Here is a 25,634-nt window from a genome sequence, read left to right as displayed (position 1 = left end):
TCCTTCCGCTACGCTCGCTACAACTCCTTACTAGTTCGTCTCGGACATCCTGATCCAAAATCGTTTTACAACATTCCCATTCTCTTCGGTAAACTCCGACTCCAGTACGCCGCCATTCTTCAAAATGGTCTTCCACGAGCCAATGTTGGTTTTATCGCAAGTCACCAAAACTTGCTCTATCTCCATCCGTTTGGCGATCTGCAACACTTGAAATAATATCGCACTTGCGTACCCTCTACGCCGATAAGCCGGTCTAACCCCATAACCGATATGTCCACCGCGGCTCAGAAGTTTAGCGTTTAGCCGATGCCGAATGTTAACTGCTCCTACGAGCAAATCGTCCTCGTTCAACAGCCAATAGGTCGAATGCGGCACCTTGTTCGGGTCGGCCAACTTCTCTTCACTATCTTCTGCATAGAGAAAGTTCAGAAAGGCTCCGAAATCGCTTGGGTCTTTCTCGACAACCCATGGCACGATATGTTCACCACTATCGATCCAGTCCCTATAGAATTCCATGTAGTGCTCTTGGAACTCAGCAGAGGGGCAAATGAGTGGGGCTTCCCCATCAATCTTAACCTCCATTTGCAACTTCCATAAAACCCGTACAGGTAAGTTGAGAATCATTATATTCCAACCCTCCGTATACGCAATGAAAAGTTCACCGGAATTACTAACGAGGTATCTCCTATTCTAAGTGCCCGATTTTATCACAGGATTCGGGCTCTTTGGTGTGTCAGCGAATATAGGGCGTTACTGGAGCCTACTTCTTAACATTCGTTAAATGTCCCGCCCCAAAAAACCTCCTTCGTCTCGCCTGAGATTTACCCAAGCGCCGCACAGGAGGAGTCATACTTTTTCACTGATTCTGTGTGGTTAAAATGATCGTTTCAGGTACACAGGCTCAAGCAGTTTCATTGACTTATCGAATGTTCAAAAAAGAGCCGCAACCCAATAAATCCATTGCGACTATCTGCTCATACTAAAGAGAAGGGGATGCTTCAGCGCCGCCTTCTCTGGTATCTGACACCTCCGGTGCCAAGATTACTAGCCGTTCACATTCAGCTCGAAAGGGGCATTGGCCATCCCGATAGCAAACATTCCGAAACCGATGACCATCCCTGCATAAGCCATTCCTGTGAACGCACTTGTATTCCGTTTTCTGTGCTTCGGATTCTCTAGTTGAATTTCTCTGTCTTCTGTATTGTGGCGTACAACTTTTTGTACAACAATACAAGACATCGTGATCAGCACCATGCACAGCAGGTAGTACCCTTTCACGTTCAGCTCCCTAGTGCGAAATACGATACGCCAGTGAAAGCCACTGTATTACGCTTACGTTACCGTTGTGGATGCATAAGATTGAATTCTCCTAAATATTTTACTGGCTACAATCCTCAGTGATCAGTCGCTGATTCATCAGGGACTATTTTGATATGTTGATAAGACAAAACTACCAAGTGTAGAATGGAAATTGCATCTAAAAAATGGAATGAGGTCAGAAAATGTCGGTTGATGAGCTTGTTTCGGAGTTGCGACAGAAGATTCAAGAGAATCGCTATGTCGTGACGGACTTGAGCAGGCTTCCCGAAGAGGAGGCTCGCTTTGTCCAGCAGCTTTTGCCTGTAGATTCGCTTGTTCTGCAAGAAGCGACGCTCGAAGCCGACGTACAGGCCGTGACGATTACCGGATATGCTGCGCTGTTCCAGCTTGAGCGGGTAGAGGTCAAGGTCTCCTACACTCCGGTGAACGGGCAGAACGCCCTGCGGTTGTCGTTCCGTGCTGCCCATGCGCCAGGAGAAGCCATCCCAGCAGCGCCCTGGCTGGAAGAAACGTTAGCCAAGACCGATCTAGCCGGTCCCTACTTCTGTTCAGAGCTGGAGCTGCTCGCCTTCAAGGAGCAGCGCCTCTATAGCTGGCAGGTGCGGCTGGCGTCATCCCGCAGCCTCTCGGCAGGAGCGGACTCGTTGCAGCTCACCGATATTCTCGTCACGCTGCCCTACGCGCAGAACGCAGGGGCGCCAGCCCAACTCCTGATTAGCGCCACAGCTCACGCCGGAGAACTCGCCTTCCCGCTGAATGCGGTGCTGGGCGACCAAACTCCCGAATGGAGCGGAGCCCTCGCTGCGCTCCCGCTCCAATCTTTCATCGATTCGATGTGCGGGCCAGCATGCTATCCAATTGGCGCCCCGGACATCCATCTTAGCGACTCGCTTCTCTTCCTCCGCAAGCAGGAAGACGGGAATTACAGTCTGACCCTGCATCATAGCTCGGAGATGAACGGCACTTATGAAATCATCATTGCGCCTCGGCTGGGCAACTGGCATTTCACATCTGGATTCCTCCTGCCGCCGAACTGGGACTTGACCCGGTTCTCCTGCGATCTTGGTCCGTTCAGTCAGCTACCGCTCGTCGGTTCGACCATGTACATCGCCTCCCTGGATGATAGCTCTTTCACGCTTCCGCGTCTTGCGGCCAACCATCCGGCTGCCCACGCCGGTGCCAAACAAGGAACGTGGATGTATACGGGAGTGTTGCTCAACGGTCATCTCATGCTCAAGTCACTTAATATCCTGCTTAACACCCAGAAGCTCGACGCCGTTGCCCGCATCAAGTCCGACTCCACCGTCGTAGAATGGACCGCTTCCTTGCAGGAGAAGGAGTCTTACGCCATCGCCGACTCCCTGGAGATGACGGCGTTCGAGGTGAGCGGCTCTTCGAATCGCGTCGATATGACGATCCACATGGAAGTTGCCGCCAATGTTTACGGGGAAAAGCTCGTTTTTGCTGTCGAAACCGAATTTTCACTAGATCCAAAAGACTATTTGCTCCCGCTCCAGCACACCTGGAAAAATCCGTTTGGCTTCTCCGAATTGAATCTGGCGGAGACGAAGCTTCGTCTGGAACTGCACCCGGAGCTTAGATTGACGATCGAGAGTGAGCTTCCGCTTTCTGCCGGGATTGCCGCCGATTCGGACCTGGACCAGCAATCGCTTCAACTGGCCTGTCCAGTCATCGGACAGGAGCTGCGCGATTATTTCTATGGAGAATACGTCGGCTCCCTGACGCTCCTCCAGCTCGTCCAGACGCTGAACCTGGAAGTTGCTCCTGCTTATCTGCAAGAAATGACGTGGTCGAACAGCCGTCTCTATCTCATCGGCAACCCTCAAGGGACTTCCATTGAAGCGGCGAGCTACAACGGAAGAGGATTGATCATTACCGGCACGCTGGACGTCATCGGCATCCGCTCAGATGCCCGGCTGTTCCTCGACTCCCAGGGCCAATTGAAGCTGGAAGCGGAGTGGCCTTCGTTCGAGCTCGGAGAGACGCTGTATGTGACCGGAACGGAAGAAAGACCCGGGCCGCTGCTTGCGATCACAAGAGAGACGAACGGCCAGTGGTCGGGGCAGATTGCCGGTCGTATTACCTTTTTCTCCGAATCCAAAGACGTTCTCATCCAATTATCCGAGTACGGCATCAAGACGAGCTTCGATGGCAAGCTGTTCCACGAGTTCGGTGCCGACCTGCAAGTGCATGCCCCTTGGGGACAAGCCGCAAGCGGCGAGTTCACCGTCAAGGGCCGCCTCGGTCCGGACTTCCTGAACTACGTCCAACGCATGATCCCCGAACTGCTGAACGAGAAGATCGAATCGATCGGAGCGCAACACAAGATGGCTGATGCAGCGGTGGACGAGCAAGCCCAATGGATTCAATCGATCGAGGAGACGATTCGGCGTCAGGAAAATCAGCACCCTTCCCTATCCGACGATGCGACGGCAACGGCAGATCGGCCGTTCGAAAGCCCGAATTCATCGAGCCTGGATCAGCTCCGCGCTTCTCTCGAACAAGCGCAGACAGCTTTGGAGGAGGGGAAACAAGCCGCCCATTCCCTCAAGATGGAACAAGGCTTGTTGTCTGCACTCTCGTTAGCCCTGCCAGGACTAGCCCTGTTCGGACAAACCGTCGTAACGATCAGGGAAGTCGGCTTCGAAGCCGGGCTGCAGCAACTCCAGCACCATACAATCACGCTGTATGCCGACGTGGAATTTATAGGGCAACGCTTCCGTCCCCAATTTGAATTTGACTTCTACGATCTCGCCGCATCCGTTGACAATTTGCTGAACGAACTGATTGTCCATTTTAATAAGTGATGACTGCCAGGGATAGAGGAGGAAACTATGCCAGGGGATAAAAGGGAAAGACAAGAAAAAAAGCGTGAATACGTCCGCGTTGATGAACGTCAAAGGGAAAGCACGCTCAGATCCATTTTCGGTGACGACCCGCGTGTTTACATTAAAAATTTGGAAGGGGTAAAAGAAGTATACGAAGGACTGGAATCTTCCAGCACCTTCATGCCGGACGAAGACCAAACAATCGCTCTATTTGCCATCCTTTCCTTCAATACGACACTGTTCGAGGGTTATCAGCTGATCGACAAGCACAAAGAAGTGATAGACATCCTCGATACCGCAATCAACTCTCTCAAAGTGCTGCTGGATTCATATGACAATAGGGGGCTGGATAGCGGAAGATCGCTGAGACGCAAACGAATTACCGAAAAAGGCGACGGATTGGACACGTCAACAGAGCTTTCATATGACAAAAAATACCAAAATATCGTTGACGACGTACAGCTGCAATTCACGGATCTCTTATTTCAATGCTTGTCCAGCACGACCGTGCCAAAGACCATTCCAGGGACAACGGGAATTACGGGCGCGCGCGATGACGGCAAGTTCTACATCAGCTTCATCCGAATGGGCCAGGGAGACTGCACCGTGTTCAAAACCCCGGAAGGCGAGGTCGGCATCATCGACTGCGGGTCGAACGGCTTCAGCCATATCGGCCAATATAGAGTCAACAATAAAGTGTCCTACACGGAGCCAAGCGATGGCACCCCCATGACACTAAACGACCACAGTCACTTCAGCAATTACGCCGCGAACAAAAAAAAGCGCACTCATACTCTGGATGTCACTAAAGAGGAATCCTCTGCAGAATGCCGCAAGAAGTTAAAGGAAATTTTGAAGCGTCCGGAATACCTCGGTACCAATTACGTTCTGAATTACTTGATTCTGACCCACAAGGATGAAGATCACTGCAACGAATTCAAAGAAATCATTAATGAGTTCCTTCTGACCAACGTCTTCCATAGCGACGACCTGCAAAAATACCCGATTGATAAAAAAATCAAAAACAATGGAAAAAACAACTTTAATGTTCGGGTTAATAAGGATGAATCGGCCGTCTACATCAAAACGAAAGATTCCAAAAAGCCCTTTACCCAGGTATTAGACGAAGGAATCGGCTCTACTCTCGTCCTAAGCGATTACGATTGGAACAAAGCGGTTGCGAACCCGGAGAAGGAATCCTCCGAGAAGAGACGAACGACGCTTCCTCCGCTCAACGAGAAGAATCCGATCAAATCCAAGATTCGGATCGTGGCCAGTGATGTGAAAAAAGGGGATACGAACGCATCGAGCGTCGTGACTCTGATCGAGCTGTTCCGAAGTGAAGAGGATTGCCAGAAATACTCGCCGCCCAACGATCCCGGCGGTAAAACCGTCGGCAAGGAATTTGAAGAAGACTTTGATAACTGCCAGATGTATAAACCTTTCCTGAAAGTGATCATCTGTGGAGACGCCACTTTCGAGACAGAAGATTTCATGATCGAGCGCTATGAACGCAACAAGATTCTTTCCGACGTCAATATTATTCAGGTTCCGCATCACGGCAGCAGGGAGACTTCCTCCTCTGAGCGATTCATCAAAATGATCCATAAAAAAGATGAAATGATAGCTGTCATCAGCGCGGGCAAACACATTAAAGCCCATCATCATCCCCAAGCTCCGATTATCCAAAGGTATGCAACTTACACTCGCAGCAAGGACTACCCTCACTATTCCTGGGTATGGAGCGAGGATAACGTGGAGTCCCTCAACCTGATGTACCATGACATCTATGTTTTAGGGTCCAATGGCCATCAGCATTTCAGCATCGAGAAAGAGGGGGACCCGCTATGAATTACGCCGCAATCCGGACGAAGCTCGGGCAAGCAGGAGATCACTTTACACTGGAAATCCCGGAACTGACATCCTCCGAGCTTCAGAAGGCTCTGATCACCTATATGCCCGAAAGCAAAATAGGGCTTCACAGCATCCAGGTGCTTCAATCGGACGAACAAAAAATTCGGGTGCAAGGAACGGGGATGACGGTGCCCTGGACCGGAATGACCGTCGAGCTGGCCATCACCCCGGACGAAGAGACGGAAGTCGCCTTGCACATTCACGCAGCAGGACAGCCGGGTTGGACGTTCGCGGACAGCTTCCCCTCCCTGGCTGCGACCATGTTCGCGAATATTCCTTTCGCCAGCACCTCAGTTCTGGAATGGAGTCTGCGCGAAGGAATCACTTTCGAAGGGTCCGTCGAGCCGGAAAAAGCGCTTGGCGCATTTGCTTTTCTCGCTCCGGTGCTTCCGCTGTCGTTCAAAGGCAAAATCGAAGCCCACTCCGGCGTGCCCAAGCTGGCTCTCGCCTCACAAGCGTCCGCCAGTTCGATCGAGCTCGGACCGTTCAAGCTGAGCAACCTGACCTGCACGATAGGTACGGACGTCTCCTACTTCCAAACGATGCAGGATTTATACGCCGAAGGGTACATTCAATTGCATGCGGATGTACAGCTCGGCACCCTCCCGCTCGGCCTGACAGCGAAGATTAAAAATTTGTACCACAGCGTACTCTTCGTCATTGAAGCGCCAAAGCTGATTTCTACCAGTCTGGATGCTCTGTCCAGCCTGCTCGGCAACGTCAGCCTGGATATTCCCGCCGAATGGGTTCAGGATGTCAAAGCCATCCGTCTCGACCGGATCGAGATGCTCGTCAATCCGCTGGGCGATACCAAAATCGAGCGATTGGTCGTAGAAGTCGACGTCGACAAACAGCTCGACTTGTTGCCGAATGTGTTGTCCTTTGATGGCCTGCAAACGGTGTTTATCATCGATGACCCTCTGACCGCCCCCCAATTGTCGGGCTACATCACCAGCGATGTCGTTGTCGGCAATAGCGGTATTTTCACTTGCCGATGCGATTTTGGGGAATTGAGCTTCCTCGTCTACCTGGAATCGGGCAGCTACATCGCTTTCCACCAGTTGTTCGAGAAATTAACCGGATACGACGATCCGAGCCTTCCTCTCCTTACGTTGACGGGCTTTACGGCGGATTTCCATCCGCGCGAAGGAGAGTTCACCAGCGAAGTGATGTTCGGCGACATCTGGGAAGTGCCGTTCGTGCCCGGACTCGGAATCGGCGAGCTGTTTGGACGAATCGCACGCAAGCAGGGCGAGTTGAGTTTCGAAGTGTCCGGCGTCCTCGCTATCGCCGATGTGCCGATCCAATTGTCGGCCAGCTATGGCGGAGAAGAAGCCGGCTGGGTATTCGCAGGAGAAACATCAGATATCGAGCTGCCGATTGGCTCTTTCGTGGATGAGGTGCTGAAGCAAGCGGGAGATTTCTCGCTGCCTTCGACACTGGCCGGGTTAACGCTGACAGGCATCGGAGTCCGCTATGAGTTGAGTTACGAAGAGCTGACCTTCCACTGCGAGACTCGCTTCCCGATCGCGGGCAAGCCTGTTGACGTCCGAATAGACTTCGATCTGTCCTATGACGGGAACGTCACCTGCCATCTGCATATATACGGGAAGGGCGACATCCTTCTCTTCGGCGGCGTTAGCCTGCAAAAGCTGGATTTTGCTTTGGGCGTAGAGCAAGCGCAGCATAGCTGGAATGTCGGCGGAGAGCTCGGCTTCGGGCTCGCAGGAACTTCCGTGACCCTCGCGGCAGAAGTTCACAGCGAGAAAAACGGCGGCTGGTCGTTCGGCGGCTCGCTCGCGGAAGGATCGGCGCTCCGCCTGTCGGATGTAGCCAAGGCGCTGCTCCCGGACGGAGCGACGATGCCGCAGGAGCTGCCTGATCTGGAGCTGTCCGATGTGTCGCTGTCCGTTACCCCATCTACCGGCGCCTTCTCGCTGTCCGGCGAGTGCAAGGCGAAATGGGACATGCCTCTCGGCCTCGCGACCGGGCTGGCGGTCGGCTCCGTGAAGCTGAACATCGAGAGGACGGCTTCCCGGAAGAGCGGAGAAGATGGCTCGGAAGGCAGCTCCGAGGAGGGCAACGCTGTCAAGGGCGGCGCGATCACCTGTACCCTTGAGTTGCACGGTGAAGGCCCGGTCGCCATCGTAGACGGGTTTATTTTCAAATCCGCCGATCTGAAATTCGAACTCGACCAGGACCACAACTGGACTCTGTCCGGTGCGATCGCCGGAAAACTGTTCGAGACCGACTACACGCTCTCAGCCAGTCTGGAAACGACGGAAGAAGCGCGCATCTTCACGTTCAAGGCCGCCTTCGCCGATCTGGACAAGCTGCTGCATCTGGATGGAGTCGGCTCTCTGGACATTCGCGAGCTTAGCGTCACGATCAACCAGCAGTTGAAGGCTGACGCGAAGTCGCAAGCAACAGACGAATCTGGCACGAAGGCGGTGCAATTGCAGGAAGGAAGCCCTTATACGTGGTCGGTGGAAGCCAAAGGCAGAATTCTGTTCGAACTGCTCGTCCAGGCCGATATTGCAGGCAGTCTTCGTCTGTTCCAGGAGAAAAACAAAGCCGGACTCGTCTTCCAGGCGGAACACGCCGAGCTGGCTCTGCCGCTCCCGATTCCCGATCAGAATATAGCGGCCCATCTGGCGCTCGGCTCACTGGTCATCATCCGCCAGACGAAGACGGACGGCGAGAGCCGCTGGGGCTTCGAGGGAAGTGCAAGCGTATGGTGTACCGGTCTCCCATCTGTCATGCAGGCTATTCTCGCTGACAAGGTGACCGGATCGCTGAAAATCGATGATCAAGGCATACAGGTGTCGGTGGATCGCTTGCTGAAGCCGATTCCGATCAAAATTCCGGATATCGACCTGGGCGGCCTCCAACTCCAGCTCGGCACAGGGGTGCTTGACGCGAGCAATTTGGCGATCGGCTTGCGCGGGTCGGCTCTGTCGCTGTCGTTCGATTTTGGCTTTGGCATTCCGAGCGAGCTGAATTCGGTACTGGGCAAAGACGCCGAAGGTCATCCGCTCATCAAGCTGTTCCGGACCTATCAGGAAAGCAATCCCGATTCGATCATCAAGCTGCGTCTGGCCCTCGATACGGAGAAAGGGCTGTCTATCCGACTGCTTACCTCTCCTTTCGAAGCGGTTACGTTCTATACCGAAGGTTCGGATACGTGGTGCAAAATTTCGCTTGGCCAGGACGGAGACTTCGGAGAATTCAAGTTCCTCGTTCCTTCGTTCAGCTTTGACGGCGCATCGTTCTCGGCCAAGGGAGGCTTCCAACAGGTCAAGCCGCTGCGCCTGCCTTTGAAGATGATCAAGGGCTTCCTGGAAGGCAATGGACTCGGCGCAGCCACTGCCATCCTGCCGGATTATCTCGAATTCAAGGAACTGAACTTCTTCGATGACAACAATCATTTGATGGTCACCGAATTCGTGCATACCCTTGAGCAATTGGGAGGCTTCCAGTTCCCGCAAGAGTTCGTCGATGCGATGAAAATTATTAACGACCAGCTCGATCAACTGCCTGACCAGTTCAAAAACTACTTTAAAATCGGGTTGCCGGACGGGTTCCGTTTCGACATCTCGGTTACGGGCGACGGCGGGGTTCGCATTAAAATATCGGTGGACGGGGATCGACCGCTCAAATTCATCATCCCTCAGCCAGAAGGCTTGATCGGTGTCGAGCTGCACAGCCTGACGTTCGGGGAAGCGCTCGGCGGAGCGGTGTTCTTGCTCGACATGGACATCCGCATCGACATGTTCGATTTCATCACCTTGGCGACCACACTGCTCTTGCCGCCTCAAGTTTTCGATGTGTTGCCTAATCCGCGCACGCTGCAGAAGCGGATCGTCATCAAGAAGCTGTTTATGCTTATTATTTATCAGACACAAGTTCCGATTCCGGTTCCGCTCTTCTACGATGAGATCGGTATCGAATACTTAGGCATCGAAGGGGTGGAATTCCGATTCAGCCTCCGGTTCCCGAAGCCTAAAATCAATTTCAAAGACGCTGCCAAAATGTTCACGAGCTTCTATTCCTTCTTCACGAAGCCGGAATATTTGCTGAAAGCGGACGAGCCTCCTAAGGAGATGGACTTGCGGTTGACGATGGGGCCATCTTATGTGCAGCTCCCGAAATACTTCAATAACGATCTCGTACTCGGCACGAAAGCAGATGCGTTCTCGATCAGCGCATACACCAGCATTGCCCATGTGCTGAATACGCTTAAGACGATGAGCCTGAATGAGCTCATTCAAGCGATTCCGATGGACATTCGCGTCGGCCACCAGGATATCTCGTTCGGAGCCATGAGCATGAACGTCGCCTGGCTGCTGACGACGCCGCAAGAGTTCCGCGACGGAGCCTATACGCACATCGCCAGTTCGGACAGCGAGTCTCAGTCGATGCTGCAAGTACTGCCGCCATCACCTTCTGCGAACGAGCAAGGACTGGTGCTATTCCTCAAAGGCGACTGGTCGCTTGATGGGCTCGGTTCGCTGCAAAGCTCCTTCGGCCTTGTCGGAACTTCCTCCGGCTTCGCCACGGGCATGCGCGCAGCAGGGAGACTGAGCAACCTGCTCGACGTAGAACTGAAGGGCGACGTCATCATCAATCCGAAGTCGCCTGCCAACACGTTCAGTCTGCAAGGCCACAGCCATCTGCGGCTTCATGATGCCGAAGTGTTCCGGGGCGATCTCACGATCAACGACAAGCTGTTCCATATCGATGGCCAGCTCGACCTGATTCCGGGGTCGGAGCTCATCCGAATGACCGGCCGCCTGATCGGCCGCATCAGCAAGGAAGAGTTCTATCTGTTCGGCGATGCTTCCATCCAACTCGGCAGCTATTTCACACTGGCAAGAGCGACCGCCGAACTGACCCCGACAACAGCGAAGCTGGCCGGGACTTGGTTCGGTCAGACGTTGATGTTCGTCTCGCAGCTATCGCCAGACTCGTGGAGATTCACGGCCACAATGTCCGAGTTCAGCATTGGCGACTTGGTGAGGATTACAGGGGCGGGCAACGATCCGCAGCCGATCGCTTCCATCCAGATTAACGCCGATAAGTCCGTGGAGCTGTATGTGTCCGGTCAGGTCAAACTGTTTGGTCTCGTTTCCGAGACACAGCTGTACGTAAGACAGGACGGCATGCATTTCTCGACGCGCGGAAGCTTGTTCAACTTGTTCCAGGCATCCCTTACCGCTCACGCGACGAGTACCGATCTTTCGAACGCCGACTTCTTTGTCACCGGCGAGTACGAGCAGCAATTCAGCGAGCAGTTGAAGGCTCAGGTGACAGAGGCGCTCCAGGTCGCCAGCTCGCATGCGACAGCCGCCATCTCCGCCGAGCAAGCCAAAGTAGATGCGGCCATCCGTGAAGTTCAACGGCTGGACGAATTGGTCGAGGCGACGAAGCAGGAGATCGACCGCCAGCAAAATGAAGCACGTCGCGGCTTCGACCAAGCGGTAGCCGATTTGCAAAATGCCCAGAACGAAGTCAACAGGCTCCAATACGAGATCGATATGAGACAGGATCGCATTCGCAACCTGCAATGGTACGAGTACATCCTTGCTCCGTTCATCGGCATCGAGATTGCCGGCATCGAGATTGCGCGCGGTACGGCTATGGGTGCCCTGCTCGTTTCCCAAGGGGTTCTGGAGACGGCTCGCAGTGCGATCTCCGTTTACCCGGTCGATCTCGACCCGAGAGTAACATCGATAGTCGCAGCCAAGGTGATAGCCGAAACGACTTTGCAAGGGGCCAACCTCGTGCTGGAAGGCGTGAAGCAGACCGTTGGCACAGGAATTCAAGTAGCCAACTATTTGGCCCAGGCCGCAATCGACACCCTATTCATCGTCAAGAGAGTCAGGTTCTCCGCTTATGCGAGCCACGTGACAGGCAGCCAGATGACACTTCTGCTCGACATCAGCTTCATGGGTAATGACCAGAGTTTCGACTTCCTGTTCGACTTCAACAACATTCCGCAATCGGTCAAAAATATGGCGGATAAGTTTCTCAAGTAGACGAGGCCCCCCCTAAGGACCAAAAAAGGACGGCAGCAGGAACTCCCTGCTCCGTCCTTTTATACGAAAATGCTTCATGCACATAGTAGAGGACTAAGTTGCTTTGAAGTGAAGTTGAAGGCTTTAGTAAAATGGCGCAAAAGGCTCCCCTATGAGTCAACCATTAGTCGATTCTTTCGCACGGCTCATTGAACCTTGCAGCAGAAATGCCATTAGAGCAGAAATCCAGCGTCATAGAATGGAACGAGATGGAATCCTCGAACGCATCTCTGAAACCCGAAAAGAACACCAATAAGAAGCCCCGTTAGCAAACCCGTTCTCATGAAACGAAAAAAGGCTCCAGCCCATTGAGCTGAAACCCTTGAAATCCTTGATATGATTGGTGCCGAGGACCGGGATCGAACCGGTACGGTAGTCACCTACCGCAGGATTTTAAGTCCTGTGCGTCTGCCAATTCCGCCACCCCGGCATGTAAGCCGCATTGTTGCGAGAGTCTTATCCGGACAACTCGCAAAAGACCAACGAAGGAAATAATACCATGGATGGATGCGCGAGTCAAACCAAAAATGAAGATTTGTCTAATCCGTTCATGCTCCTACGATCACTCTACTCCTTGAATTCGACCATAGGAGAGAGCCATCTTTCCCCAGCCTCCGTGAAGCTGTCTGTCAGCCCGTTATTCGCCCCGTGCTATGCCTCCGGCATTTCCCCCGAGGGACCGCCGTCACAGTCTCAGAAAGCTTTCAGAAGCCTCGCACACCCCGGATCCACAATTGCGGACATGATGCTATAAAAATAAAAAAACCGCCATTTTTAGCGGCGATCGTTGCTTCTGATGGAAAGCTCTTGGTGGGCCCTGAGGGACTCGAACCCCCGACCAATCGGTTATGAGCCGACCGCTCTAACCAACTGAGCTAAGGGCCCTTGTCTCGAAATTGTGAGATAAGGTTTGGTTGCGGGGGCAGGATTTGAACCTGCGGCCTTCGGGTTATGAGCCCGACGAGCTACCGGGCTGCTCCACCCCGCGTCGTTGTAAACCTTCGTATTCTCGATCGTATGATATTGGTTGCGGGGGCAGGATTTGAACCTGCGGCCTTCGGGTTATGAGCCCGACGAGCTACCGGGCTGCTCCACCCCGCGTCGTTACTACCTCAGCTGTCTTTGAACAGCGACAAAGATTAATATACAACATGGAAAGGATTAACGTCAACTCTTTTTTTCATTATTTTCGTTTACTTTGGCCATTTCTCCAAGCTTTTGCAGCAGCAGATGCTGCGGCATGTGCATGAGGTGTTCGAGCGGAACCTTCATAAATGCGGCAAGCTTCTGGGCAGTCTCTGCTGATATGGGCAACGGTCTCATCGCGGCATCTCTCCCTTGATTCGGAATCGCTAACAGCTTAGCACATGAAGAGCGGTCTGCCAAGTTGTACCCGAACGCTCTCGTCTCATCGGCTCGTTCCGCATTCTTCTTCAGGGGACGTAGCGAACCCCGTAGCGGCCTTTTCGCGACTGGTACACTTCGATTTCGCGAGGCATATCGACGCCGAACAGCCATCCGTCGTGCTCCATTCTCTTAACGAGGCAGCCGGCCTGAAATTTGCTGTCATACAGTCGGGACCAGTAGATCCACTTCATCTCTATCGCTCCTTGCGCTGATTCGTTTTCCTTAGGATGTACGGGAGATCCGGATTTGAAACTTGTAAGAGCCGTCAACAAAAACAAGCGCCATACCGAAATCGGAATGGCGCTTGCTTGTTTATCCGCATAGTATCGTTCGTATTAGTCGATCATGGGCCTAACGATGCCCCCGCCGCCGCTGCTGCCGTCTCCGTTCCCTCCGATAGGCGGCTGGTTATAAAAATCGTCCATCGGCCCGTTAGGGTCCGTCTTCAGCTTCTGCAGCAGGTCGTTGCCCCTCGTCTCCAATTCCTTCAACGCCTGCTCTACCGATAGCTTGCCGGATACAACCGCGTTGTACGCCTGGCTAGCCAGCTCCGAAATAAATCGGATGTTCGGTTTCGTACGGCTGATCTCCAGATCCTTCTGGGATTGCGAATTGGAGAATGGCTTCAGCTTGGTGAACGCTTCGACGTTATAAGTCATTCCTTCGCGAGCCTTGATGAATGCCTTGCGGGAAGGCATCTCGTACATGCTCCGTGATTTAAGCTGAGCCCATTTCTCGCTGTTGATAAATTTCACGAACTCCCACGCATCATCGCTGTTCGCCGCTTTGGTATTGATGCCGGCGAGCGAGCTCAGGTTGATGTTCGCGCCGACATTGGCCGCTTCCGTATGAAACGGAATGGTGACGACATCCCAGTCGAGCTTCTCCATCTTCAGCTTGTCGGCATTGTCGTTCAGTTGCTGAATTTGACTAATATAGCTGTAATCGCCGATCGTCATCGCGACGCGGCCGTTCAGGAACATTTGGCCTTGGAACGGGTTGTACTTGCCGTCGGTTGGCTGATCGTATACGAAGTCGTCTTGATGCGGGATAATATGGTCTTTGTACAGTCCATATACGGTCTTCCACATATTCGTCCATTTCGGAGAATTGACCATCATTTTTTCGGCGTTCTCGTCGTACATTCTCAGCTTGAGAGGCGCCAAGAAATTTTGAATGTCCCAATAATTCTCTCCGCCGCCGTAAGAACTGAACGAGAAGCCGAATACCCGGTCTTTGCCGTCGCCGGTCGACATTTGCTTCGCGAGATTGAACACTTCGTCCCAGTTCATGCCGTCGTGAGGCGGCGTTACGTTAGCCTTGGCGAAAAGCTTCTTATTATAGAAAAGAGCGGACGGCATGAAGGTCGGAGTCAACGCGTAAATATTGCCGTTGCCTTCCTCCTTGATCCCGTCGATCACTGTCGCAGCGAAATCGCTCGCGTTGATCTCGTCTTCCTTCATCTGGGTGTCGAGCTGCTTCAGCAGGTTTTCGCCGACTAGTTGCCCTAGAAGACTGAAATCAAAAATCATGACGTCTACCGGATTGCTGCCGGTCATAATAGCCTTCACCTTTTCGAGCGGGTCCGGCTGCTGCGTTTGCTCTTTGCCGTTCATATTGTCGAACTGCATCTCGTTATAGTCGATAGCCGGGACGACCTCGATGTCGATTCCGTCATGCGTGTACTCGAAAATATCGGTAAATTGCTGGCGGAAATAAGATTCGTCCTGCTTGCTGCCGTACATCGTGCCGATCCGTAAAGTGTGCCTGTTCTTCGGATCGTCGGTTTTATCCGTACTGCAAGCCGCAAGCAGCGGAACGAGCATCGTCAATGCCGTTCCGGCAACCGCCCAGCGGCGAATCTTTTTTCCTTTGATATGGTTCATGCGCTTTCTTCCCCCTCTAGTGATTTCGGTGCTCGAATCGTAATCGTGTCCCCGTCGAACTCCATGCTGGCTTTATCGCCGATCTCGAGCGCCTTCAAGTATTCCTTCGGAATTTGAAGCCGCCCGACGCGATCGACGACGACGAACGCCTCGTGCACTTCGTCCAAAGGCGAGCCTCCGATGGTTCCGGCTTCCGCCGAATCGAGATTCGGATTTCGCTTGAGAAACTCGGTGCTCGTCAGGCCGTCGCGAATGGCGACGACCCTATCGACCTTGCCGGCCAACGATAAATCGTGGGTAACGATAACGATTGTAAGCCCCAGTTCCTTGTTGAACTTGCGAAAAATATCCATAATGATGTCGGACGTCCGGCTGTCGACGGAACCTGTTGGTTCGTCGGCAAGCAAAAGCTGCGGACGGTTCGCCAAAGAAATGGCGATCGCGACGCGCTGCTGCTCCCCCCGGATAGTTGCGTCAGCTTGTTGTGCATGCGTTCCTTCAGGCCTACCCACTCCAGCAGCTGCTTGGCATAAGGGCGGTCCATCTTGCCCGCGAACGTCATCGGCATTTCGACATTTTCAAGCGCGGTCAGGAACGGGAGCAAATTGCGCGCGTTGTTCTGCCAAATAAAGCCGACCGTATCGCGCTTGTATTTGACCAAATCCTTGTCGTCGACCTTGAGCAAGTCCCACGGTCCGACCTTGACCTGTCCGGCGGACGGACGGTCAAGGCCGCCCAGAATGTTCAGAAGCGTGGACTTCCCGCTTCCGCTGTTCCCGATAATCGCCATCATCTCGCCCTGCTTAACGGTGAGGTTAAGACCTTGCAAGGCGACGACCTCGAGATCGTCTGCTTTGTAAATTTTGACGAGCCCTTCGCATTGTATCATCGGCTTACCGCTCCTCTCCGAGCTTGACGGCTTGATGCACGCGCAGACGGCGGATATGAGTAATCAGAAGAGTAATTCCTATGCTCATCATGACCGCTACGACGATGTAAAGCCGGTTCGTGTCGGCTTGCTCGAATACGACCCGGAACGGCGGCACTTGGTTGACCGCATTTTCCGTCGTCTGCAAGAACGGCAGGAACAAAATACTGGTCAGCTTGCCGATGCCGATGCCAAGCGCAATCGACAATCCGGCCGTGAACACTTGTTCGAGCAGCAGCATCCCCGTCAGCTGTTTGCGGGACAGCCCCATCGCCCGCAGGATGCCGATCTGCACGATCCGGCCCGATAGGTTGAAGAACCAATAAAGCACGTACCCGGACAACGAAACGACGATCGTTACCATGAAGCCGAGGCTTAGAATGCCGAATATGCCGCCCCGGGCAGGATGCTTGCTCTGTGTGACGAGCTCGCTTCTCATATCGCCGAAGGTCGCCAGCTCGATTCCCTTGCTCTGAAGCACCGGCAGCATCGGAGCCGTCAAAGCTCCGGGCTCCATCTTAAGCCAGATGTCGTAAGGCACTTTCGGAGCCTCGTCGAAGATGTAATCCAAATTCGCGACGATGAACGGAAGTTGGTCCGGGTACTGACCGGGCCAGTAAGGAATGATGCCGATAACGGCGAATTGAACCTTCTTCTCCTGAATAATCGCATCGATAATATCGCCGGGCTTCATGTTGAATTTCTTGGCCATGTTAGATGACACGATGGCGCCCTCCGGCACCTTGCCAAGCCAAGCCAAGTACTTGTACGGACTGATCGGGTACATATCTTTGCGGAACCACGCTACGCGAGCGATGTCCACATTGTCGATGCCTACGACCATCCCTTGGCCCGCGCTTTTGCCGGATACCGTGATGCTGCTCTTCGTCTGCAGGACGCGAGCGGCATGCTCGACGCCCGGCAGCGTGCGGAACAGCTCGAACGGCGGCTCGTTGTAGATCAGCTTGGACGGAGTCGGAGGACGCTGTCCGCCTCCCCCGCCGCCGGAGCCTCCGCCGGAACCTCCTCCCGATCCGCCTCCGTTATTGCCGCCGGTAATCGGCGTAGCCTCCGGCGTCGCTTCCCATACCGGAGTTACGACGACGTCCGAGCCGTATTTGTACATAATTCGCTCTTCCGAGTTTTGGCCGATCGTACGCGCCGCCGACGAATTGTACACTCCGAGCCCGAGAGTCAGAATGAGCAAAATCATTAGCGGATAATACGAGGAAGCCGATCTCGACAGCTGCGTCAGCGTCAAATAAAGCGGAACCGGCAACAGCTTCTTCCACAGCCAGTTCATAAGCTTCAGCAAGAGCGGGAACAGCCTCAGGAAGATAAGTCCGACGGCAAAAATAGTAAGAGCCGGTACGAAGAACAGGAACGGCTGGACGTTCAGCTGATCGGTCGTCATCCCCGTCTTGAATGTGACCATCTGGCGTTCGTTGAACAAATACCAGCCGTAGCCGGCTACGCCGGCAAGAATGACGTCCAGAAACCATTTCTGCCAAAATGGCTTTTGTTCCTTCCGCGCCATCTTGCGCTTGTAGTCGACGATCGAAGTGCGCGTGAACACCAATGCCGGAATGACCGCTGCGCCAATGGCTACGAGCACAGCCGCAACTCCGGCAAGAACTCCGTCCGAGGAAAAGCCGACCGGAATCGCCTTCCGGTTGACGAATTCGAGGAAGCCGTTGGCGGAGCCGATGCTCTTCGCCATGAACCAGCCGATGAACGGTCCGGTCAGCAACGAGAAGACGCCGAGCAGAATTCCTTCCAGCAGGAACAACAGGAACACCTGTCTCGTGCTAGCCCCCCGGCTTCGCAGAACGGCGATGTCCGAACGCTGCTTCTCCAGCGCCTGCCGAGACAGCATGGTGATGAAATAGAACACCATCGCAATCATCGGAGCCGCAAGCGTGAAGAGCATCGTCTGAAGCTGGATGCTGTCGCGACGGAAGTCGTTAAGCATATCGGCGAACGAGATGTCCAGATGCGTATCCTTCAGCTTCTGGTACACGTCGAGATCGATTCTCTTGAAGCTGCCCGCAAGCGGAGCGAGCTGACTCGTCTTGATCTCGCGCAAATCGTAAGCGGTATACCAGCTTGCCGACTGGAACGGAATGCTTTGCTTCTCCGCCAAGTCCTGAATCATCGCCGGTTCGGCGATGAACAGTGTATTCATTAAGCTCTCAAGCCCTTGGTACCAATAAGCTCCGCCCTCGGCGGCAGGCTTGAACGCTCCGACGATTTCGACCCGCAGCATCAAATCGAGACCACCGTAGATCGGATAGAGCAGCACGTCTCCGACGTGAAGATCGTTGCGGAACATCGCTTCTTCCATCATCAGAGCCTTAAGCGTACCGTCGCTGCCCGCCCTGTCGTCGTACCAGCTTCCTTTGACGAGCTCCGCCTGGTCTTTCAATCCGCTTAACGCGGAAATCGACATCTTGCGAGTGCGGCTCGCATCTATCTTGGTTGGATCCTCCGGGGATATTTCCGTGCTGCGGATCGTCAGTGTGCGCTGTGATGCCGTCGCCGGAAAACCGATCTTATCGGCGACGTCCCCTTGTATGTATTCGTCTACGGATTTGAATCTGTTCATATCCGTCTTGCCGTCGGTCGATTGATACCGGATGAGCAAAGACCCGGCCGGCAATCCCGTGTCGTTGTCTTGCAGCGATTGGGCGATAACCCGCTTAAGCGCGCCGTCCGCGTACATCGGTATGCTCGTCGTAAAAGCGACCGCGACGAGCAAGCCCGCGAGCATGCTTAGCGTCAACCAGCGGGTGTTCCACATTTTTCGGAATAAAAACCGGATGAGCGCGGCCATGGATTATTGCCCTACTACTTTCTGCCCCGCCGTCAGTCCCGAGACGACTTCGGCGTCCGTGGACGTCATTTGGCCGACCTCGATGTCGACCTCGCGCTTCGTGCCGTCCGCCTCGACGACTTGCACGTAGCTGCGGGCTCCGACGGTGCGGAGAGCGGCAAGCGGAATAACCGTCACGTCCTTCTTGCGATTAACAATAACCGAGACGGATAGCGGCGTTCCCCGCTCGATCGTCTTCGGCAAATCGGGCACGTCAACGAGCAAATACTGATCCAGGCGCAGCGGCGCGCTTCCGTTGCCTCCTTGGCCGTTGCCGTCCGTCTGCGGCTGGGGAAGCTGCTTCACCTTGCCTTTCAGCTGGCCGGCATTGTTAATGTCCACCTGAACCTCCATACCTAGCGCTACCTTTTCAAGATCGTCCTTGGACATCGTAGCGGCGACCGTCAACGAGCTTGGGTTGGCGACGACGCAAATCGCATCGTACGCTTTAATAAGCGCGCCTTCCTGAACGGCTACCGAGACGATCGTTCCGTCGAACGGAGCCGTCAGTGTCGCCTTCGCGATGTCCGCCTGCAGCTCGGTCAATTGCTGACGCTGCGTCTCGAAATCGAGCATCTGCTTCTCGAAATCGACGGGGTCCATCTCGTCTTTCGTTCGAAGCAGCGCCTTCATCGCCAGTTCCTGCTTCTTGATTTCAAGCGATTGCGTACGAAGCGACTTCTGAAGGTCCTCCACGTCAAGCTCCGCGATCGGCTGTCCCGCCTTTACTTTGGCGCCGGATTCGACATACAGCTTCTTGAGCCTTTTGCCTTCCAACGTAAAATAGAGCGTCCTCTCTTGCGTAGACATCACTTTGCCGGAGCCCGATACTTTCGTCTCCAGCGTCTTCGTCGTTACATCGTACTCGGGCTTCTTCGATATTTGCGGAAGCTGGATTGCGGACAAGTCCTCCTCCTCCGGCTCGTCGGGAAGCACGCTGCACCCCGCGAGCGCGGCTGACAGAAACACCGCGGTCAGCACCGTCGCCGGACGGCGGAGCTTCCGGTTATTTCGAGACGAATACTCCGTCCACCATTTCATAGACATGATCGGCTACCTCCAAAATTGTGGGATCGTGTGTGGTCATACAGATGGTGACGTTCTCCTTGGCGACGATTTCGCGGAATACCGCCATGACCTGAGCCGCCATCTGGCTGTCCAGCTCTGCGGTCGGCTCGTCCGCCAGCAGCAGGCTTGGCCTATGCGCCATCGACTTGGCAATCGCCACGCGCTGCTGTTCTCCTCCGGACAGCTCGAACGGACGATGGTGCATCCGCTTGGCCAGGCCGACGAGCTCCAGGCACGACGTTACCCGGTTCTTCCATTCGCTTCTAGGAGCATTCGCCATGCGGAGCGACAGTTCGACGTTCTCGTATGCGGACAGCAGCGGCATAAGAGCGTACGCCTGAAAAATGAAGCCGATATCGCGTCGGCGCACCTCGGTGCGCTTGTCGTCGTTCCATTCGTGCAACGGATTGCCGTGAAAATAAATTTCGCCGGCCGTCGGCACGTCAAGCCCGCCCATCATATTCATAAGCGTCGTCTTGCCGGAACCGGACCTTCCTCTAAGCATGACGAGCTGACCGGGATACAAATCGAGATTGATCCCCTTGAGCACCCGCAGCTTCTGCCCGCCTACATCGAAGGAGCGCTCCACGTTCCGGACGGACAGGAGCGGTTTCGCCGGTGCGGGATCGGAAGCCGAACGGCTGTCTCCAGGCCCGGTCTCAACCGGCTTTTCCGCCTCTTCGACAGCCGAGGAACGGTTCCTCCGCATCCAAGTGAGCATGGTATTTCCTCCTCTGCATTTGTCTTCCTCAATTATAACGAGTCGCCTAGCTGAAAAGTTACTGAAAAATTAAAGCTTTATCATTTTTTTATTAAGTTTGTCAAAATGCTATTTTTAAGAACCCTCTTTATAAGAACGGTCCTTTTTGTGTATGATTAAGAGATACTATGTAAAAATAATTCTACATGCGCTACGAGGAAGGTTGGTCGGATTGGAAACGAAGACGTCGTCATCGAATTTCATCAAACACATCGTCGCGGAGGACTTGGCAAGCGGCAACACGAAAGAGGTCGTTACCCGCTTCCCTCCGGAGCCGAACGGATATTTGCACATCGGGCACGCGAAATCGATATGCCTTAATTTCGAGCTGGCCGACGAGTTCAAAGGGCGCACGAATTTGCGCTTCGACGATACGAATCCGGTCAAGGAGGATGTCGAATACGTCGAATCGATCAAGCGGGATGTCGCCTGGCTCGGCTTCGAGTGGGACGGGCTGTTTTTCGCTTCCGATTATTTCGGGGAAATGTACGAGCGGGCGCTCGTGCTCATTCGCAAAGGACTCGCTTACGTGGACGACCAGACGGCCGATCAAATCCGCGAAACGCGCGGAACGTTGACCGAGCCCGGCAAGGAAAGCCCGTCGCGCGGCCGGAGCGCCATCGAGAACGAGGATTTGTTCCGGAGAATGAAGGACGGGGAGTTCAAGGACGGGGAAAAGGTTCTCCGCGCGAAAATCGACATGGCTTCGCCAAACGTCAACATGCGCGATCCCGTTATTTATCGAATCGTTCATGCCCATCATCACAATACGGGCGATCAATGGTGCATTTATCCGATGTATGCATTCGCTCACCCGCTTGAAGACGCGATCGAAGGCGTCACGCACTCGATCTGCACGCTGGAGTTCGAGGATCAGCGTCCCTTCTACGATTGGGTCGTCCGCGAATGCGAAATGCCTTGGGTTCCGCGGCAGTACGAATTCGCCCGTCTGAACATGACCAACACCGTCATGAGCAAGCGCAAGCTCAAGCTGCTCGTGGATGAGAAAGCGGTCGACGGCTGGGACGATCCCCGCATGCCCACGATCTCCGGCCTTCGCCGCAAAGGCTACACGCCGGAAGCGATCCGCGCGTTCTGCCGTGAAATCGGCGTAACGAAAAGCTACGGAATCGTCGACGAGCGGATGCTGGAGCATTTCATTCGCGAAGATCTCAAGCTGAAGGCTCTGCGTACGATGGCTGTCATTTCGCCGCTCAAAGTCGTCATCACCAATTACCCGGAAGGGCAAACCGAATGGCTGGAAGCCGAGAACAATTCGGAAAACCCGGAAATGGGCAATCGGCAAATTCCGTTCTCTCGCGAAATCTACATCGAGCAGGACGACTTTATGGAGAATCCGCCGGCCAAATATTTCCGGCTGTTCCCCGGCAACGAGGTGCGCCTGAAGCACGCTTACTTCATCAAATGCGAGGAAGCGATCAAGGATTCGGACGGCAACGTTATCGAGCTCCGCTGCACCTACGATCCCGAGACGAAGAGCGGTTCGGGCTTCACGGGCCGCAAGGTGAAGGGCACGATCCATTGGGTCGAAGCATCCAACGCCGTTCCGGCAGAATTCCGCCTCTACGAGCCGCTGATCAACGATGACTCGGAGGACGACGGCAATGGCTCGTTCCTTCAGCATCTTAACCCGAATTCGCTTGAGACGCTGCAAGGCTTTGTCGAGCCCGCCATGAAGGAAGCTCCGGGCGGCGAGAAATTCCAGTTTTTCCGTCACGGGTACTTCAACGTCGATCCGAAGGATACGACTCCGGACAAGCCGGTATTCAACCGGATCGTGTCTCTGAAAAGCTCCTTCGATATTCCTAAAGCGTAATCGTGCGCGAGCACGAACAGACGATCCCGACTCGCAACCTGGCGAGCTCCGGGATCGTCTATTTTTTTATTCCGGCCGACGTACCCTCATGATTAACGACCTGCAATCCGCGCAATATTAATGAGGCGGAAAAAAGATACGGAGGCTTGCAAGTATGATAGTCAGAAAATTAAGCAGAGCAAGCACTATCGCTTTACTGCTCACGATTACCGCCGGATGCTGGAGCTTGAATGCGAATCCGAATGCCTCGCAGCCTTCAGGAGCCGGCTCTCTTGCTTCTCCGACTGCCGGAGCTGCAATATCTCCGTCCGTTCCCGAACTGCCTTCGGACTCCCAGCCAACCGCTCCATCCGCTTCGCCGCTCTCCCCCTCCTCCTCATCGTCTGCGTCTCCGGAAGCGAACGATATCGAGCATACATTAGACGCCATGACTCTTAAACAGAAAATCGGTCAATTACTGCTTGTCGGGGTGGAAGGGACGACGATCAGCGAAGAGACGAAGCAGCTTCTGAAGCAGACGCATGCGGGCGGCGTCATCTTGTTCAAAGGCAATTTGGCGAGCTTGGCAAGCTCCGCCCGATTGATCAACGGACTCAAAGCCGCGAATGCCGGAAGCCCTGCGCCGCTGATCGTTAGCGTCGACCAGGAAGGCGGCCGGGTGAGCCGATTGCCCAAAGCGTTCGTCGAAATGCCCTCGAACGCCGAAGTAGGCGCTGCGAATAACGCGGGCTTAACGAAGCAGATGGGCGGTTTGATCGCCAAGGAGCTCTCTCTGCTCGGCTTCAATGTCGATTTTGCTCCTGTGCTCGATATTAACAGCAATCCGAACAATCCGGTTATCGGCAATCGCTCGTTTGGCGACAACGCAGCACTCGTCACGAAGCACGGGCTCGCGGAAATGAACGGCATTCAAAGCGGGGGAATCATTCCGGTCGTCAAGCATTTTCCCGGCCACGGGGATACGTCCGTCGATTCGCATATCGACTTGCCGGTCGTGAACAAAACGGCTAAGCAGTTGGCAAAATTCGAATGGCTCCCGTTCAAAAGCGCAATCGAGTCGGACGCGGATGCGGTCATGGTCGCGCATATCCTCTACCCCCGCATCGATCCGGACGCTCCCGCTTCCTTTTCCAAAATCATTATCCATGATCAACTGCGCGGCAAGCTTGGCTTTCAAGGTGTCGTCTTCACCGACGATCTCACAATGGGAGCAATCGCCAAAAATTACGGCATCGGGGAAGCGGCCGTACGTGCAATTCAAGCGGGCGGAGATATCGTTCTGGTCGGGCACGGCTACGACAACGGGAAGCTCGTGTTCGACAAACTGGTGCAAAGCGTGCGGGACGGGAAGCTGACGGAATCTCGGGTCGACGAGAGCGTGGAGAGGATCTTGAAGCTGAAGCGCCGTTACGGGCTGACGGATAAGGCGATTCCGATTCCGAAAGCCTCCGACATCCCGAACGATCGCATCGAGAAGTGGAAAGAAGCCGTGTTGAGCCGCTGATCGTTTCGGTCGCGATGGTCTTACGTGACGACCGTCGCGACCGAAACGGCGCTGTCGGGCTGCAATAGCCGGGGCAGGTTCTTCCGTTAACGCGCTGCCTCTCTCCCGCGTTTGTAGATGAATGATCCGAGCGAGAACGCTCCCGCGCCCCATAGCGCGAGAATGCCGCCCCCCGCCCAGAAATCGCCCGTGCCGATTCCGCTCCCATATGCGAGTCCATCGCGTATTCCTTCTACGAAATAAGTAAGCGGGAGCGCATGCGTGACCGGCTTCAGCCAGTCCGGCAAGCCCGCCGTCGAGAAGAAGATGCCGGATAGGAACATCATCAGAAAGCTCGCAATATTCGCAAGTCCCATGTAGGATTCCAAGGATTTGCTGAACGACGAGAACAAATACCCGATAGCGCTGAACGCCAGCATTCCGACCGAAAAGGCGACGAACAGAGTTAGAAAATCGATATGAAGATTAGCCCCGAACCCAAAAATGCCTATTAGAGCAAGAATGATCATCTGCACGATCCCGAACAAATAGCGAACCGTCATATCGGACAGGCCGAACAGTCCTATACGCACCGGTGTCATTCGCAATCTTTTCAATAGACCGTTTCTCCGCATTTCTACAAGATCCACCATGCCGAACAACCCGCCTTGAGCGATCGATAGCGCAATCATTCCTGTCAACAGGAAGTCGACATAATTCAAATCCTCGCTGCCGCTCGATACGGACCGGATTTGCAACTGGTATGCCGATTGCTCCTCTACTCCAGCCTCCGCCAAATTGGCCTGCTGCACGAACTTCTCCAGAATGCCGGAAATCGCTTGAGTCGTTGCACTCTGCTCATTCTCCGTATTGACGATAAGCTTTAGCGCTTTTGCATTATCGGTCTCAGGAAGCTCGATGACCGCGTCGATATCCTTCTCCTTAATCCATTCGTCCGCTTGCTCTGCGCTCACGGGCAGCTCCGTCTTCCATTCGAGCGCCAGCACTTGGCGCAGCCGATCTTCCAGCAGATCCGCCGTCGCATTCGCGACCGGCTTCACGACAGCCACTTTCGCTTGAAAACGGTCGTCCCCGCCGCCTCCGAAAATAATCATGAAGAGGACCATAAGAATGATCGGGAAGAAGATAGCCCAGAACCATACCTGCTTCTCGCGGAGGGTCATCTTCAAGTGTGCGGCTAGCATCGATCGGAATTGCTTCCCTGCGCTCACT

At 54.2% G+C, this 25,634-nt stretch carries 14 protein-coding genes, 4 tRNA genes and 1 pseudogene; 5 read left to right on the top strand and 14 right to left on the bottom strand.

All coding sequences use genetic code 11. The features are described 5' to 3' along the window. Window positions 1-30 precede the first annotated feature (30 nt). Both D3H35_RS06905 and D3H35_RS06900 read right to left on the bottom strand, forming a co-directional pair. Window positions 31-582, bottom strand: a complete 552-nt coding sequence (locus D3H35_RS06905) for a GNAT family N-acetyltransferase (RefSeq protein ID WP_119148530.1) — start codon at window positions 580-582, stop codon at window positions 31-33. 462 nt (window positions 583-1,044) lie between these two features. After that, window positions 1,045-1,278 (bottom strand): hypothetical protein, encoded by a 234-nt coding sequence (locus D3H35_RS06900; protein ID WP_233567796.1) that lies wholly within the window; start codon window positions 1,276-1,278, stop codon window positions 1,045-1,047. Between the two features lie 224 nt (window positions 1,279-1,502). On the opposite strand from D3H35_RS06900, the gene D3H35_RS06895 reads away from it, so the two are divergent. The 3 genes from D3H35_RS06895 to D3H35_RS06885 are packed head-to-tail and all read left to right on the top strand — an operon-like array spanning window position 1,503 to window position 12,121. Continuing rightward, a complete protein-coding gene (locus D3H35_RS06895) occupies window positions 1,503-4,148 on the top strand; it encodes a hypothetical protein (protein ID WP_119148364.1) in 2,646 nt (881 codons plus the stop codon). Window positions 4,149-4,175: 27 nt separating this feature from the next. Further along, entirely contained in the window at window positions 4,176-6,020 is a 1,845-nt protein-coding gene (locus tag D3H35_RS06890) for a ComEC/Rec2 family competence protein (protein WP_119148363.1), read from the top strand. Beyond that, complete coding sequence (locus D3H35_RS06885) at window positions 6,017-12,121, top strand: coiled-coil domain-containing protein (RefSeq protein ID WP_119148362.1); 6,105 nt, start codon at window positions 6,017-6,019, stop codon at window positions 12,119-12,121. The genes D3H35_RS06890 and D3H35_RS06885 overlap by 4 nt, the downstream gene beginning before the upstream one ends. Window positions 12,122-12,501: 380 nt before the next feature. Here D3H35_RS06885 and D3H35_RS06880 read toward each other — a convergent pair. The 11 genes and pseudogenes from D3H35_RS06880 to D3H35_RS06835 form a co-directional block, all read right to left on the bottom strand. Further along, window positions 12,502-12,590: transfer RNA gene (locus D3H35_RS06880), tRNA-Leu, on the bottom strand. A 378-nt stretch (window positions 12,591-12,968) separates the two neighbouring features. Continuing rightward, a tRNA-Ile gene (locus D3H35_RS06875) sits at window positions 12,969-13,045 on the bottom strand. A gap of 26 nt (window positions 13,046-13,071) precedes the next feature. Next, window positions 13,072-13,148 (bottom strand) — tRNA-Met (locus D3H35_RS06870). 36 nt (window positions 13,149-13,184) lie between these two features. Continuing rightward, window positions 13,185-13,261, bottom strand: a tRNA-Met gene (locus D3H35_RS06865). A gap of 66 nt (window positions 13,262-13,327) precedes the next feature. After that, window positions 13,328-13,483, bottom strand: coding sequence for a YycC family protein (locus D3H35_RS06860; RefSeq protein WP_119148361.1), 156 nt, complete (start codon window positions 13,481-13,483; stop codon window positions 13,328-13,330). A 110-nt stretch (window positions 13,484-13,593) separates the two neighbouring features. Beyond that, a complete protein-coding gene (locus D3H35_RS31270; protein ID WP_199728484.1) occupies window positions 13,594-13,758 on the bottom strand; it encodes a hypothetical protein in 165 nt (54 codons plus the stop codon). 144 nt (window positions 13,759-13,902) lie between these two features. Then, a complete protein-coding gene (locus D3H35_RS06855; RefSeq protein ID WP_119148360.1) occupies window positions 13,903-15,453 on the bottom strand; it encodes an ABC transporter substrate-binding protein in 1,551 nt (516 codons plus the stop codon). Continuing rightward, window positions 15,450-16,342 (bottom strand): annotated as a pseudogene (locus D3H35_RS06850) (ABC transporter ATP-binding protein). Before D3H35_RS06850 ends, D3H35_RS06855 begins: the two are co-directional and overlap by 4 nt. A gap of 4 nt (window positions 16,343-16,346) precedes the next feature. Beyond that, on the bottom strand, window positions 16,347-19,214 hold the full coding sequence (locus D3H35_RS06845) for an ABC transporter permease (protein WP_119148359.1): 2,868 nt from the start codon (window positions 19,212-19,214) through the stop codon (window positions 16,347-16,349). Window positions 19,215-19,217: 3 nt separating this feature from the next. Continuing rightward, window positions 19,218-20,300: an efflux RND transporter periplasmic adaptor subunit gene (locus tag D3H35_RS06840; protein WP_199728483.1), complete on the bottom strand. Its 1,083-nt coding sequence runs from the start codon at window positions 20,298-20,300 to the stop codon at window positions 19,218-19,220. Further along, window positions 20,260-21,042, bottom strand: coding sequence for an ABC transporter ATP-binding protein (locus tag D3H35_RS06835; RefSeq protein WP_119148357.1), 783 nt, complete (start codon window positions 21,040-21,042; stop codon window positions 20,260-20,262). The genes D3H35_RS06840 and D3H35_RS06835 overlap by 41 nt, the downstream gene beginning before the upstream one ends. A 211-nt stretch (window positions 21,043-21,253) precedes the next feature. Here D3H35_RS06835 and D3H35_RS06830 point away from each other — a divergent pair, with 211 nt between their 5' ends. After that, window positions 21,254-22,918: a glutamine--tRNA ligase/YqeY domain fusion protein gene (locus D3H35_RS06830; RefSeq protein WP_233567795.1), complete on the top strand. Its 1,665-nt coding sequence runs from the start codon at window positions 21,254-21,256 to the stop codon at window positions 22,916-22,918. Between the two features lie 154 nt (window positions 22,919-23,072). Next, window positions 23,073-24,422: a beta-N-acetylhexosaminidase gene (gene nagZ / locus D3H35_RS06825; protein ID WP_119148355.1), complete on the top strand. Its 1,350-nt coding sequence runs from the start codon at window positions 23,073-23,075 to the stop codon at window positions 24,420-24,422. 86 nt (window positions 24,423-24,508) lie between these two features. On the opposite strand, the gene D3H35_RS06820 is transcribed toward nagZ, so the two are convergent. Continuing rightward, window positions 24,509-25,633: an ABC transporter permease gene (locus tag D3H35_RS06820; RefSeq protein ID WP_233567794.1), complete on the bottom strand. Its 1,125-nt coding sequence runs from the start codon at window positions 25,631-25,633 to the stop codon at window positions 24,509-24,511. Window position 25,634 lies beyond the last annotated feature (1 nt).

The sequence above is a fragment of the Cohnella faecalis genome (assembly GCF_003570905.1).
GTDB lineage: Bacteria > Bacillota > Bacilli > Paenibacillales > Paenibacillaceae > Cohnella > Cohnella faecalis.
This window is presented reverse-complemented; position numbering and strand designations above follow the sequence as displayed.

Bases quoted from the DNA above. Each gene is read 5' to 3' on its own strand.
- D3H35_RS06855 (WP_119148360.1), bottom strand. From the start codon at position 15,453: ATGAACCATATCAAAGGAAAAAAGATTCGCCGCTGGGCGGTTGCCGGA.
- D3H35_RS06890 (WP_119148363.1), top strand. From the start codon at position 4,176: ATGCCAGGGGATAAAAGGGAAAGACAAGAAAAAAAGCGTGAATACGTC.
- nagZ (WP_119148355.1), top strand. From the start codon at position 23,073: ATGATAGTCAGAAAATTAAGCAGAGCAAGCACTATCGCTTTACTGCTC.
- D3H35_RS06840 (WP_199728483.1), bottom strand. From the start codon at position 20,300: ATGTCTATGAAATGGTGGACGGAGTATTCGTCTCGAAATAACCGGAAG.
- D3H35_RS06895 (WP_119148364.1), top strand. From the start codon at position 1,503: ATGTCGGTTGATGAGCTTGTTTCGGAGTTGCGACAGAAGATTCAAGAG.
- D3H35_RS06905 (WP_119148530.1), bottom strand. From the start codon at position 582: ATGGAGGTTAAGATTGATGGGGAAGCCCCACTCATTTGCCCCTCTGCT.
- D3H35_RS31270 (WP_199728484.1), bottom strand. From the start codon at position 13,758: ATGAAGTGGATCTACTGGTCCCGACTGTATGACAGCAAATTTCAGGCC.
- D3H35_RS06860 (WP_119148361.1), bottom strand. From the start codon at position 13,483: ATGAGACCGTTGCCCATATCAGCAGAGACTGCCCAGAAGCTTGCCGCA.
- D3H35_RS06845 (WP_119148359.1), bottom strand. From the start codon at position 19,214: ATGGCCGCGCTCATCCGGTTTTTATTCCGAAAAATGTGGAACACCCGC.
- D3H35_RS06835 (WP_119148357.1), bottom strand. From the start codon at position 21,042: ATGCTCACTTGGATGCGGAGGAACCGTTCCTCGGCTGTCGAAGAGGCG.
- D3H35_RS06885 (WP_119148362.1), top strand. From the start codon at position 6,017: ATGAATTACGCCGCAATCCGGACGAAGCTCGGGCAAGCAGGAGATCAC.